Genomic DNA, 13,029 nt, shown 5'->3' with positions numbered 1-13,029 from the left:
GTACCGATGGCACGCAAGGTTCGCCGCGGGGCGTTTCTCGAGGACCCCCAGTGGTACAAGGACGCGATCATCTACCAGGTGCACGTGAAGTCGTTCTTCGACGCCAACGACGATGGCATCGGCGATTTCCCAGGGCTGATCGACAAGCTCGATTACATCGCGGATCTCGGCGTCAACACCCTGTGGTTGTTGCCGTTCTATCCATCGCCGCGTCGCGATGACGGCTACGACATCGCCGAGTACCGGGGCGTGCACCCGGACTACGGCAGCATGGCCGACGCCCGGCGCTTCATCGCCGAAGCCCATGCGCGCGGCTTGCGGGTGATCACCGAGCTGGTGATCAACCACACCTCCGATCAGCATCCCTGGTTCAAGCGCGCCCGGGCAGCCAAGCCTGGCAGCAAGGCGCGGGACTTCTACGTGTGGTCCGACAGCGACCAGAAGTACGACGGTACGCGGATCATTTTCCTGGATACCGAAAAGTCCAACTGGACCTGGGACGCCGAGGCCGGGCAGTACTACTGGCATCGCTTCTACTCGCACCAGCCGGATCTCAACTTCGACAACCCCCAGGTGCTCAAGGAAGTGCTGGGGGTGATGCGTTTCTGGCTGGACATGGGCGTCGACGGCCTGCGCCTCGATGCCATCCCGTACCTGATCGAGCGTGACGGCACCAACAACGAGAACCTGCCGGAAACCCACGAGGTGTTGAAGAAAATCCGTGCAGAGCTGGACGCCCATTACCCGGATCGCATGCTGCTGGCCGAAGCCAACCAGTGGCCCGAGGACACCCAGCTGTATTTCGGTGGCCATGAGGGCGGCCCCGGCGACGAATGCCACATGGCCTTCCATTTTCCGCTGATGCCGCGCATGTACATGGCCATCGCCCAGGAGGATCGCTTTCCGATCACGGATATCCTGCGCCAGACGCCGGACATCCCGGACAATTGCCAGTGGGCGATCTTCCTGCGCAACCATGATGAGCTGACCCTGGAAATGGTCACCGACCACGAGCGCGACTACCTGTGGAACTACTACGCCGCCGACCGCCGCGCACGCATCAACCTGGGCATCCGCCGCCGCCTGGCGCCACTGGTTGAGCGCGATCGGCGTCGGGTCGAACTGCTCAACAGCCTGCTGCTGTCGATGCCGGGAACCCCGACCCTGTATTACGGCGACGAGATCGGCATGGGTGACAACATCTTCCTCGGCGACCGCGACGGCGTGCGCACGCCGATGCAGTGGTCGCCGGATCGCAACGGTGGGTTCTCCCGCGCCGATCCCGCCAGCCTGGTGCTGCCGCCGGTGATGGACCCGCTGTATGGTTTCCAGAGCGTCAACGTGGAAACCCAATCCCGCGATCCGCACTCGCTGCTCAACTGGACGCGGCGCATGCTGAGCATTCGCAAGCAGCACAAGGCCTTTGGCCGTGGCACCCTGAAGATGCTCACGCCGAACAATCGCCGGGTACTGGCCTACCTGCGCGAGGCGAGCGATGCCGACGGCAACCCGGAACTGGTTCTCTGCGTGGCCAACCTGTCCCGCGCCGCCCAGGCCGTGGAGCTGGAACTGTCGGCCCACGATGGCAAGGTGCCTGTGGAAATGGTCGGCGGCTCGTCGTTCCCGCCCATCGGTCAACTCAATTACCTGCTGACCCTGCCACCCTATGGCTTTTACTGGTTTCTGCTCGCCGAGGAGGCGCAAATGCCCAGCTGGCACGTACCACCGGTCGACCGCCTGCCGGAGCTGACCACCCTGGTGATCAAGAACGAACTGGGCGAGCTGTTGCAGCTGCCGGCCCGGGCGACCCTGGAGCAGGAGTCGTTGCCGGCTTACCTGCCCAAGCGTCGTTGGTTCTCCGGGCAGCGCGAGGACCTGCGTCAGGTCGAGCTGCTCTACGCGATTCCCTTTGGCACCGCCGACGAGCTCTATGTGCTCAGTGAAGTGGCAGTCAGCCGTGCATCCGGGGCCAACGAGCATTATCAGGTGCCGCTGGGTTTCGTCGGCGAACATGAGGCGGGCAGCAGCGTGCCGCAGCAACTGGCCCTGGCACGTTTGCGTCGCGGCCGGCAGGTGGGCTTGCTGACCGATGGCTTCACCCTCGCCGGGTTCGTGCGACAGGTGATGCACCACCTGCGCGAGCGCAGCGTGCTGGGCTGGCAGGGCAGCGAGATCCAGTTCGTGCCGACACCACGCCTGGAAGCCCTGGGCGACCTGGCTGCCGCCGATGTGCAACTGATCTCTGCCGAGCAGTCCAACAGTTCGGCGATCATCGCCGAGCAGGCGGTGCTCAAGTTGATCCGCCGCGTGCTGCCCGGCATCCATCCGGAAGCGGAAGTGGGCGGTTACCTGACCGCCGCCGGCTTCGAGCACATCGCGCCGCTGCTGGGCGAAGTGCGTCGGGTCGACGAGCAGGGCGTAGCGCATACCCTGATGATTCTTCAGGGCTACCTGAACAATCAGGGCGACGCCTGGCAGTGGACGCAGAACAACCTGGAGCGGGCCATCCGCGATGAACTGGCGGGCGGTCATTCCGAGCAGGAGAACCAGCACTCGGCGCTGGCCGAGCTGGAATCCTTCGCCGGGCTGCTGGGGCAACGCCTCGGCGAAATGCACGTGGCGCTCGGCCAGGCCAGCGACAACCCGGACTTCGGTTACCGGCAGACCAGCGAAGCGGACGTGGCCGAGTGGTCGCAGCACATCGCTGCCCAGGTACGCGAGGCGCTGGAAGTGGTGGCCGACGGCAGAGGGCACCTGCCGGGCGAGGCGGCCAACCAGGCCGACTGGCTGGCTGCCCGCCACGAGCAGATCATCGCCCTGGTGGACGACCTGGCGCGGCGTTCGGCGGGCGGTATCCGCATGCGCGTGCACGGCGACCTGCACCTCGGCCAGGTGCTGGTGGTGCAGGGCGATGCCTACCTGATCGACTTCGAGGGTGAGCCGACCCGCACGCTGGACCAGCGCCGCGGGTTCTACAGCCCGCTCAAGGATGTCGCCGGTATGTTGCGCTCCTTCGACTATGCCGCCGCCATGGCCATGCGCAATGCCCAGAGCGCCGACGTGACAGCCGAGGCCGAGCGGGCGCGCCAGCATATCGCCGGGCTCTATCGCAGCCAGGCCAGAACGGCGTTCAACGAAGCCTATCGGCTGGCGGCGGCCGATCTGCCCCATGCCTGGCACGACCGTGAAGGTGAGGTGGCGGCGCTGGCGCTGTTCTGCATCGAGAAAGCGGCCTACGAAATTCTGTACGAAGCGCGCTATCGTCCCGATTGGCTGGAGGTTCCGGTACAAGGGCTGATAGAGCTGACCAAATACCTTCTGGGGAGCGGCAAACGATGATCAATGGAGAAACCGATCGCCAGGTGGCGGGTGTTGACCGCGCTGCCATCGAGGCCCTGATCAGGGGTGAGCATGGCGACCCGTTTTCGATTCTCGGTCCACACGAGTTCGCTCACGGCCTGACGATTCGCACCTACCTGCCCGGCGCCCTTGGCGTCGAACTGATCGACGCCGTCAGTGGTGAAGCCCTTGGCTCTCTGCAGCAATCGAGTGTCCCAGGGCTGTTCAGCATCCGAATGGATCAACGCGTTCCCTATCGCTACCGCATCACCTGGAGCGCTGGCGTCCAGGAAACCGAAGACCCCTATGCCTTCGGGCAACTGCTCGGCGAAATGGACCTGTACCTGTTCGCCGAGGGCAATCACCGTGAGCTCGGCAAGAGCCTCGGCGCCCAACTGGCCAGCCATGAAGGCGTGCAGGGCGTGCGCTTCTCGGTATGGGCGCCGAATGCCCGGCGTGTGTCGGTGGTCGGCGGCTTCAACGGCTGGGACGGTCGCCGCCACCCGATGCGCCTGCGCCAGCCGAGCGGGGTCTGGGAGCTGTTCATTCCGCGCCTCGGACCGAGCGAGGTCTACAAGTTCGAGATTCTCGGTCGTGATGGCCTGCTGCCGCTCAAGGCCGACCCCATGGCGCTGGCCAGCGAACTGCCGCCGGCCACCGGCTCGGTGGTTTCCGCGCCGCTGCAGTTCGACTGGCGCGACGCGGACTGGATGCAGCGTCGCCAGTCCCACCAGGGTTACCAGGCGCCCCTGTCGATCTACGAAGTGCATGCCGGTTCGTGGCGGCGTGATGGCGGCGAGGAGGGGCGGCTGCTGAGCTGGAGAGAGCTTGGCGAACAATTGATTCCCTACGTGCAACAGCTGGGTTTCACCCACATCGAACTGATGCCGATCATGGAGCACCCGTTCGGAGGGTCGTGGGGCTACCAGCTGCTTTCGCAGTTCGCGCCGACCTCGCGCTATGGCAGCCCGGCGGATTTCGCCGCCTTCGTCGACGCCTGCCACCAGGCGGGGATCGGCGTGATCCTCGACTGGGTGCCGGCGCATTTCCCCACCGATGCCCATGGCCTCGGCCAGTTCGACGGCACGGCCCTGTACGAGTATGCGCACCCTTTCGAAGGCTTCCACCAGGACTGGGACACTTACATCTACAACCTCGGTCGCAACGAAGTCCACGGTTTCATGCTCGCTTCGGCGCTGCACTGGCTGCGCACCTATCACATCGACGGCCTGCGCGTGGATGCGGTGGCGTCGATGCTCTATCGCGATTACTCGCGCAAGCAGGGCGAATGGATTCCCAACCGCCATGGCGGGCGCGAGAACCTGGAGAGCATCGACTTTCTCCGTCACCTCAACGACGTCGTCGCGCAGGAGGTGCCCGGGGCCTTGGTGATCGCCGAGGAATCCACCGCCTGGCCTGGTGTCAGCCAGCCGACCCAGGAAGGCGGCCTGGGCTTTGCCTATAAATGGAACATGGGCTGGATGCATGACAGCCTCAAGTACGTCGCCGAGGATCCGCTGCACCGTCAGCATCACCATCACCAACTGACGTTCGGCTTGCTGTATGCGTTCTCCGAGCACTTCGTGCTGCCGATTTCCCACGACGAAGTGGTGCATGGCAAACGCTCACTGCTCGACAAGATGCCCGGCGACCGCTGGCAGAAGTTCGCCAACCTGCGTCTGTACCTGAGCTTCATGTGGAGCCACCCGGGCAAGAAGCTGCTGTTCATGGGCTGCGAGTTCGGCCAGTGGCGTGAGTGGAACCACGATCATGAACTGGACTGGTACCTGCTGCGCTACAGCGAGCACAAGGGCGTGCAGCAACTGGTCAGCGACCTCAACGCGCTGTACCGCCACGAACCGGCGTTGCACCGTCTGGATGGACAGCCCGAAGGCTTCGCCTGGCTGATCGGCGACGATGCCGGCAACAGCGTGTTCGCCTGGCTGCGCCAGGACGAGAGCGGTGCGCCGCTGCTGGTGGTGCACAACTTCACGCCACAACCGCGCAACGGCTATCGCATCGGGGTACCGTGCGAAGGCATCTGGCATGTGTTGCTCAACAGCGATGCCGAGCGCTACGCAGGGTCGGCCGCGGGTAGCCAGGGTGGCTTGCACACCGAGGCGCTGGCCAGCCACGGTCAGCCGCACTCGCTGTTGCTGGACCTGCCGCCGCTCGCCACGCTGGTGATCAAACCGCAGTAGGCGCCGCTACGGCGCCGGGCGAGGCCGCCAGGGGGCAGTCAGACGTAGGGCTGTCCGGCGAAGCCACGTGGCAGGCGGTTGCTGCCCGGCAGCGCGGCGAGGCGCTGCTGCCATGCGCCACGCCAGTCGCGGGACGGCGTCGCACTCGCGGTCTGCCGAGCGGACCGTCGGGCTGCATTGCGCCTGTCACGGCGGGCTTGCTTGTAGGCGTCGGTGTTACGGCAATTGCGGCATTTCACCCGATTCAGCTCGTTGCTGGCGGTGAGGTTCTCGCCGTGGGTGCCGCAGGCCAGGTGGCCATCGACCTGGTAATGGGTAACCATGGATGGATCTCCTTGCGTATGTCGATCCAGGAGCAACGGGCGCTCCACGTCCGCAGGCCCGTCGATTCAGGCCGTAGGTGCCCGGTAGACCGCCATGCCGGTGCGTCGGTTCGAACAGTTGGCGATATTGCGGATAGGCTGCGCCTTGGCGTTGTCTGAGCAGCCTGGTGTCTGTCTATCGAGGTTTCGGCTTGAAGTCATTTTTCCTGCATGTGCCCTGTGCGCTGTTGATCCTGCTGCTGGCCGGCTGTTCCAGTCAGCCCCGGGTGCCTGCGCCCAAGCCGGCCGAGGTACGCGCACAGATCGTCCGCCTGCTGCCGGCGCAGACCGCTGATCGCCAGGGCTGGGCGACCGACATCTACGCGGCGTTCGCCGCCCAGCAGATCGCGCCGACCACCGAGAACATCTGCGCGGTACTGGCGGTGACCGAGCAGGAGTCGACCTTCCAGGCCGACCCGCAGGTACCGGGCCTGGCGAAGATCGCCCGGGCGGAAATCGACCGTCGTGCAGCCGGCCTGCATATTCCCCGCTTTCTGGTCAACGCCGCGCTGAACATCGAGTCGCCCACCGGCAAGACCTACCAGCAACGCCTGGATGGCGTGCGCACGGAAAAGCAACTGAGCGCCATCTTCGACGACTTCACCGGCATGGTCCCTCTCGGCCGGCAACTGTTCGGCACCCTCAACCCGGTACGCACCGGCGGGCCGATGCAGGTCAGCATCGCCTTCGCCCAGGCCAATGCCGAGGGCTACCCCTATGCGCCCGACGGCTCTATTCGCCGCGAAGTGTTCAGCCGTCGTGGCGGCATGTACTTCGGCATCGCCCACCTGCTGGGCTACCCCGCCAACTACCCGGCACCGCTCTATCGCTTCGCCGACTTCAATGCCGGTTGGTACGCCAGCCGCAACGCGGCCTTCCAGCATGCGGTGAGCACCGCGTCGGGCATTGCCCTGGCGCTGGACGGCGACCTGATCATTCATGGCAGCAGCAAGGCCGGCTCCACGGAGCTGGCCGTGCGCTCCCTGGGCAAGCGCCTGGACATGAGCGAGCGGGCGATCCGCCGCGCGCTGGAAGAGGGCGATACCCTGGCGTTCGAGGAAAGCCGCCTGTACGAGCGGGTCTTCGCCCTGGCCGACGAGGCCGAAGGCAAGCCGCTGCCGCGGGCGCTGCTGCCGGGCATCGTGCTGAAAAGCCCGAAGATCACCCGTCGCCTGACCACCGCCTGGTTCGCCGAGCGCGTGGACACGCGCCACCAGCGTTGCATGGCGCGAGCCAGATAACGGGCTGCACAAAACTTCCAGAATGCGTCTCGCGGCTCGGCTAGCATGACAGCTCCGTAGAGCGTGGCGCTGGAGCAGGCATGAGCGCGCAGAGTTGGGTCGACCTGGCCCAGGACACAGACACCGGTATCGAGACCATCCGCGCGCATTTTTGCGGGCATGCCGAGGGTCTGTTGCCGTTTCAGCGCAAGCCGCGTTGCCGCGAAAAATCTCGCCAGGCTAGGCGGAGGACGCAGGGAATGGTCGTTCCCTTGCCAAGTCCTCCAACAACGCATGGCGAGATTTCCCGCGCAACCCGAAGGGCCGGGCCCGTTTTGCCGCGATGCGGCGTTTCTCGCCGGCTCATTTGGCCCGCCAAACCTCGCGGCTCGTGCCTTGCCTCGCGGCAAAACGGGCTCCGGCGCGGTCGTGCTGAAACGGCAACAGACCCTGTGCCCCATTGGCACGACGCCTACCTGGTCGGGTTCACCGAACAGGGCGTGCAGCAGTTCCATTGCCGCAAGCGACTGAACAGCAGCCTGGCCGGCCAGGTGTTTCTGCTCGAACCCGGCGAGCTTCATGACGGCCATGCACCGGAGCCGGAAGGCTTCACCTATTCGATGCTGTACCTAGATGCCCAGTGGCTGGAGCGCGAGTTGCGCGGCCTGTTCGAGCAGGCGCCCGCTGACTGCCTGCCCGGTTTCAGCGTCACCCTGGCCAATGACCCGCACCTGCTGGCTTCGGTGGTCGAAGCGTTCGGCGCCCTGCATCGCCAGGAGCTGCGCATGGTCAGGCAATCTGCCCTGGACGGGCTGCTGGCGCGCCTCACCGAGTACCTGCACTGGCGCAGGCGACTCGACCCGGATCCACGCTTGCCGCTGGTGGCGCAACGGGCGCGGGATTTCCTGCATGATCAGCACAGCCGCGATATCGGCCTGGATGATCTGGCCGCTGTCTGCGGGGTGGACCGGTTTCGGCTGAGCCGCGCCTTCAAGGCGGCCTTCGGCCTGGCACCCCATGCCTATCTGGTGCAGTTGCGCCTGGCCCGTGCCCGGCATCTGCTGGCCTGCGGCGAGCCGCCCGCGCAGGTGGCGGCTGTGCTCGGCTTCGCCGACCAGAGCCATCTGGGGCGCTGGTTCCGACGTGCCTATGGGATCACCCCGGCCCATTACCAGCGACGCTGCTCAAACCTTCCAGACGGCTGAGACTGTCCGGCCGATCCTCCACGTTCGGTCTGTCTGGAGCCTGTTCATGAGTCAGTTGTTGCCCTTCATGCTGTTCGCCTTCGTCGCATCCATCACCCCGGGCCCGACCAATCTGCTGGTGCTTGGCAGCAGTGCCCGCCATGGCCTGGCGGCGACCCTGCCGCTGGTTCTCGGTGCCTGCAGCGGCGCGGCGGCCATCGTCGTGGCGGTGGGCCTGGGCCTGGGCCTGGGCGAGTTGCTGCAACGCCAGCCACGTCTGCAATGGGCGATGGCCTGGCTCGGCGTGTTGTGGCTGAGTTACCTGGCGTGGCGCATCTTCAGCAGCCCGTCTGCCGCCCTGGAAACCGCGGACCTGCGAGCGGCCGAGCGGCGGTTGGGGCTGGTCGCCGGCGCTGCGCTGCAACTGGTCAACCCCAAGACCTGGATGATGGCCCTGGCGGTGGTTGGCGTGTTCGCCAGCCCGGGCCCGGGGCAGGCCATGCGGGTTACCCTGCTGGCGACGATCTTCCTGACCATTTCGCTGCCCTGCCTGGGCTGCTGGGCCGTGCTCGGGCGCGGTGCCGCCAGGCTGTTCAGCTCGGCCCGGGGCCATGGGTCGCTTCAATCGAGCCATGGCGCTGCTGTTGCTGGTGTCGGCCTGGCTTGGCGCCCCTCTGTAGCAGCACCTAGGGTTTTTTCGATGGCGCTCGCCGATCAGCCACGCTGCACGCTTGCCGGGGTCCTGCGCATCAGCACCTCGCCGTGGCGTACCGATACCAGGGCGTAGCCCTGGGTGCGGATCATCTCGTAATCGTCGGGTGCCGAGAGGATCAGCAGGTTGGCCGGGCGGCCCACTTCCAGGCCATAGCGCTCGCCGAGGTTGAGGGTGCGGGCGCTGTTGTCGGTGATCAGGTCGAGGCTGCGTTGCAGGTCGGCGTAGCCGAGCATGTGGCAGATATGCAGGCCGGCTTCGAGGATGCGCAGGATGTTGCCGTTACCCAGCGGATACCAGGGGTCGACGATGGAGTCCTGGCCGAAGCAGACGTTCATCCCGGCCCGGTCGATCTCTGCCACGCGGGTCAGACCACGGCGTTTCGGGTAGCTGTCGAAGCGCCCCTGCAGGTGGATGCTTTCGGTCGGGCAGGAGACGAAATTGATCTTCGACATTTTCAGCAGGCGGAACAGCTTCGAGCAGTAGGCATTGTCGTAGGAGCCCATGGCCACGGTGTGGCTGGCGGTCACCCGTTCGCCCATGCCACGCACCCGGGCTTCTTCGGCCAGCACTTCGAGAAAACGCGATTGCGGGTCGTCGGTTTCGTCGCAGTGCACGTCCACCAGGCAGCCCGTGCGTTCGGCCAGGTCCATCAGAAACTTGATCGAGCTGACGCCCTGATCGCGGGTGTTCTCGAAATGCGGGATGCCGCCGACCACGTCGGCACCCAGTTCCACGGCCTGCTCCATGAGCGCGCGGCCATTGGCGTAGGACTCGATGCCCTCCTGGGGAAAGGCGACGATCTGCAGGTCGATCAGCTGGCGGGTTTCCTCGCGTACCTCGACCATCGCCTTTAGCGCCGCCAGGGTCGGGTCGGTGACGTCGACGTGGGTGCGCACGTGCTGGATGCCATGGTCGACCAGCATATCGATGGTCTTCTTCGCCCGGGTCTTGGTGTCCTCATGGGTGACCAGCGCCTTGCGCTCGGCCCAGCGCTCGATGCCTTCGAACAGCGTGCCGCTCATGTTCCAGGCCGGCTCACCGGCGGTCAGCGTCGCGTCGAGGTGGATGTGTGGCTCGACGAAGGGCGCCACCACCAGATTGCCGGCGGCATCCAGATCGCCTTCTGCGGCGCCGAGGCTGTCCGGCTGTGCAGCGATGGCGGCGATGCTCTGGCCGTCCAGGGCTATGCGGTAGAGGCCTTCGCGGCCACGCAGGCGGGCGTTGACGATGTTCATGGGGTACTCCTTGGCAGGCTATGGGACGACAGGCGGCGGATCAGCAGGGCGATGCTGATATCGAGCCGGTCGTGGGGATCATCGAAGGAACAGCCGGTCAGCGCTTCGATACGCTGCATACGGTAGCTCAGGGTGTTGCGGTGCACGCCCAGGCGTTGCGCGGCCAGGGCCAGGTTGGCGTTCTCGTGGAACCAGGCTTCCAGGGTCGGCATGAGCACCGGTTCATGGCGCGAATCATCGCCGATCAGTGGCCCCAGGGTACGCTCGACGAAACGTTCGAGCAGGCTGCGATCGCCGATGGCGGCGAGCAGTTCGATCACCCCCAGCTCCTTGAAACTGCACAGCCCCAGCCGTTCGGGAAAGGCCTGGGCGGCGACCAGCGCCTGACGGGCCTGGCCCAGGGCATGGGAGAAGCGCTCGGGGCGATGGCTGCCGTTGCTCAGGCCGAGCACGGCGGATTGTGGCTGCAAGCGTTGTTGCAGCTCGCCGAGCAGCTCCATCAGCAGCCGGCGGTTGCGCTGTTCGTCCTGATTGCTGGCACAGGGCAGCAGGGCGATCCAGTGCTCGCCCTGGACGATCAGTGGCAGGGCGTCGCCGAGGCGCTGCAGGCACTGCTCCAGGTGTTGCTGCAGGCACTGGCGGTTGTCGCGCAGCAGGCGCTCGCCGCTGTCGGCAGCCTCGCCGTCGAACAGGCGCTCGCCGTGCTGCAGGCGCAGCAGGGCGATCTGGCGCGGCACGCCCAGCGGCAGGTCGAGGCTGGCGGCGCGCTGCAGGAGGATATCCAGGGACTGATAGTCGCCTTCCAGCAACTGCTCCAGTACGTGCTGACGCGAGCTGCCGAGCATCTGTTGCTGCACCAGCGCGGTACCGATGGCCTGGGTCACCACCACCATCTTCAACTGGTAGGGCTGTTCCAGCAGCGGCAGGCCAAGGCGCTCGGCTTCGGCCACCACCCTTGCCGGGATGCTCTGGATGTACTCGGCACCGGTGAGAATCACCAGGCCGGCAGTGGCGCGCTCGACCGCCTGGCGCACCAGAAGCAGCAGGTTGGCTTCGTCACGGGGATGGTTTATCCCGGTGACGAAGACCAGCTCGCCGCCCATCACCCAGTCGGCGATCTCCGCGTTCTCGGCCACGTACGGCCAGCGCACCGGGTTGCCCAGTGCCGGCTGGCCGGCGCGCAGGCGCAGCTCATGCAGGCCGGGCAGGGCCAGTACATCGGCAACGCTCAGGCTCATGCGCGAGCGACCTGACCGCGGGCGGCGAACAGTTTCTTCGCCTCGAACAGGCTGACGTACACCAGCGCCGCGACGGCGATACCGACCAGCGGCGCGACCCAGGGCGAGAAGTAGGCGCACAGCGAACCGACGGCATAGGCGCCCAGGCCGACCCAGTTGAAGGCGGGCAGGCGGGTGTCGGCGAGCAGTGGGTACTTGCCTTTATGGCCATAGAAGTAGTCCGCCATGATCACCCCGCCAATCGGCGGGATGATCGAGCCGAGCAGGATCAGGAAGGGAATCAGCAGCTCGTACATGCCGCCGATGGCCAGCAGGGTGCCGATCCCGGCGCCGATCACGGTCACCGTCTTGCGGCGCCCGGTGCGCAGCAGGTTGCAGCCGGCTGCGGCGAAGTTGTAGATGGTGTTGTCCTGGGTAGTCCACAGGTTGAGGAACAGCATCACCACCGCCGCCATGGACAGCCCCTGTAAAACCAGCACTTCGACGACGTCCGGTTGCTGGTAGACGATGGCGCCATAGGCACCGGCAACGATCATCAGGCCATTGCCGAGAAAGAACCCGACCATGCTGGCGATCACCGCGATACGCCCGGTGCGGGCGAAGCGCGTCCAGTTGGTGGCCTGGGTGGCGCCGCTGACGAAGGTGCCGAAGACCAGGGTGATGGCGGCGCTGAGGGTCATGCTCTGGGTCGGTTCGATGGCCATCAGCGCACTCAGGCCGCCGATGTCGTCGGTGGCGATCCACAGTGAGCAAAGCAGCAGGACGAGCATCGCCGGTACCGAGATCCGTGACAGGATGTCCAGGCCCTTGTAGCCGATGAACGCAGTGATGCAGAAGGCGAAGCCGAACAGCACCATCAGCGGGATGGTCAGGCTTTCCGATAGGCCGAGAATCTTCACCAGCACGATGGCGACCGTCGCGGTGCCCCAGGCGTACCAGCCGATCTGGGTGAAGCCCAGCAGCACGTCGGACAGCTTGCTGCCCGCTTCGCCGAAGCAGAAACGGCCCATCAGTACCGAGTTCAGGCCGCTGCGGCAGGCGATCAGGCCGAGTACCGCGGCATAGGCGCCGAGCAGCAGATTGCCGATGACGGCCGCCCAGATCAGGGTGGTGAAATCGAAGGCCATGCCGATCTTGCCGCCGGCGAACATGGTGGCGGTGAAGAAGGTGAAGGAGAACAGCATGATCGAGGTGGAGAACAGACCCTTGCGGGCGCCTGCGGGCACCTCGCTGAGGGGGTAGTCGCTGTCTTGGGTCATGGTCTGGCTCTACGTGGGAGGGTAAGGCCCAGTGCATAGCAGGCGGCGTGCCAGGTGCGCCTGTGGCCGATCTGCTGTCCGAACTCACAAGGGCGATTGTGCGTTATGCACAAGCATCAGGGCCTTTTCGGTCGCCTGCAGGCCTTTTCATTGTGCCTGATGAATGAATCGCGGGCCGACCTGGTGCACTGTGCCCCGTGTTGGCGCGCGGCCCGTTGCCAGCCCTGCAGGGAGGGTCGGGGCGCGCAACCGAGGCTCTTTTCATCCACCGTTGCG

General features: G+C 65.8%; 7 protein-coding genes and 2 pseudogenes. 5 read left to right on the top strand and 4 right to left on the bottom strand.

What is annotated here, in order from left to right; translation table 11 throughout:
- Positions 1-6 precede the first annotated feature (6 nt).
- Together treS and glgB are read left to right on the top strand one after the other, a co-directional pair.
- The gene (gene treS, locus BLR94_RS00355; protein ID WP_084306455.1) at positions 7-3,339 is read left to right on the top strand and encodes a maltose alpha-D-glucosyltransferase; all 3,333 of its coding nucleotides are present in this window, start codon (positions 7-9) and stop codon (positions 3,337-3,339) included.
- Positions 3,336-5,540, top strand: coding sequence for a 1,4-alpha-glucan branching protein GlgB (gene glgB, locus BLR94_RS00350; RefSeq protein ID WP_084306454.1), 2,205 nt, complete (start codon positions 3,336-3,338; stop codon positions 5,538-5,540). The genes treS and glgB overlap by 4 nt, the downstream gene beginning before the upstream one ends.
- Before the next feature lie 38 nt (positions 5,541-5,578).
- Here the strand turns inward: glgB and BLR94_RS00345 are convergent, their stop codons facing one another.
- A complete protein-coding gene (locus tag BLR94_RS00345; protein ID WP_084306453.1) occupies positions 5,579-5,863 on the bottom strand; it encodes a hypothetical protein in 285 nt (94 codons plus the stop codon).
- Between the two features lie 191 nt (positions 5,864-6,054).
- Here BLR94_RS00345 and BLR94_RS00340 point away from each other — a divergent pair, with 191 nt between their 5' ends.
- From BLR94_RS00340 to BLR94_RS00330, 3 genes and pseudogenes are all read left to right on the top strand, one after another.
- Positions 6,055-7,143: a DUF1615 domain-containing protein gene (locus tag BLR94_RS00340; protein ID WP_090423632.1), complete on the top strand. Its 1,089-nt coding sequence runs from the start codon at positions 6,055-6,057 to the stop codon at positions 7,141-7,143.
- Positions 7,144-7,577: 434 nt separating this feature from the next.
- A pseudogene (locus BLR94_RS00335) lies at positions 7,578-8,327 on the top strand (AraC family transcriptional regulator); the annotation flags it as partial.
- Between the two features lie 46 nt (positions 8,328-8,373).
- Positions 8,374-8,986, top strand: a pseudogene (locus BLR94_RS00330) (LysE family translocator).
- A gap of 34 nt (positions 8,987-9,020) precedes the next feature.
- Here BLR94_RS00330 and codA read toward each other — a convergent pair.
- Genes codA through codB form a run of 3 tightly spaced genes read right to left on the bottom strand, consistent with a single transcriptional unit; the run spans position 9,021 to position 12,753 of the window.
- Positions 9,021-10,256 carry a cytosine deaminase gene (gene codA, locus BLR94_RS00325; RefSeq protein ID WP_084306451.1) on the bottom strand — a complete coding sequence of 412 codons (1,236 nt, stop codon included), beginning with the start codon at positions 10,254-10,256 and terminating at the stop codon, positions 9,021-9,023.
- Positions 10,253-11,494, bottom strand: coding sequence for a PucR family transcriptional regulator (locus tag BLR94_RS00320; RefSeq protein ID WP_084306450.1), 1,242 nt, complete (start codon positions 11,492-11,494; stop codon positions 10,253-10,255). The genes codA and BLR94_RS00320 overlap by 4 nt, the downstream gene beginning before the upstream one ends.
- Complete coding sequence (codB, locus tag BLR94_RS00315) at positions 11,491-12,753, bottom strand: cytosine permease (protein ID WP_084306449.1); 1,263 nt, start codon at positions 12,751-12,753, stop codon at positions 11,491-11,493. Before codB ends, BLR94_RS00320 begins: the two co-directional genes overlap by 4 nt.
- Positions 12,754-13,029: the final 276 nt, after the last annotated feature.

Source organism: Phytopseudomonas flavescens (genome assembly GCF_900100535.1).
GTDB classification, from domain to species: domain Bacteria; phylum Pseudomonadota; class Gammaproteobacteria; order Pseudomonadales; family Pseudomonadaceae; genus Aquipseudomonas; species Aquipseudomonas flavescens.
Note: the sequence above shows the minus strand (reverse complement) of the source record. Positions and strands in the feature narration are given on the sequence as shown.

Coding starts and splice junctions, on each gene's coding strand:
- BLR94_RS00345 (WP_084306453.1), bottom strand. CDS start 5,863: ATGGTTACCCATTACCAGGTCGATGGCCACCTGGCCTGCGGCACCCAC.
- glgB (WP_084306454.1), top strand. CDS start 3,336: ATGATCAATGGAGAAACCGATCGCCAGGTGGCGGGTGTTGACCGCGCT.
- codA (WP_084306451.1), bottom strand. CDS start 10,256: ATGAACATCGTCAACGCCCGCCTGCGTGGCCGCGAAGGCCTCTACCGC.
- treS (WP_084306455.1), top strand. CDS start 7: ATGGCACGCAAGGTTCGCCGCGGGGCGTTTCTCGAGGACCCCCAGTGG.
- BLR94_RS00320 (WP_084306450.1), bottom strand. CDS start 11,494: ATGAGCCTGAGCGTTGCCGATGTACTGGCCCTGCCCGGCCTGCATGAG.
- codB (WP_084306449.1), bottom strand. CDS start 12,753: ATGACCCAAGACAGCGACTACCCCCTCAGCGAGGTGCCCGCAGGCGCC.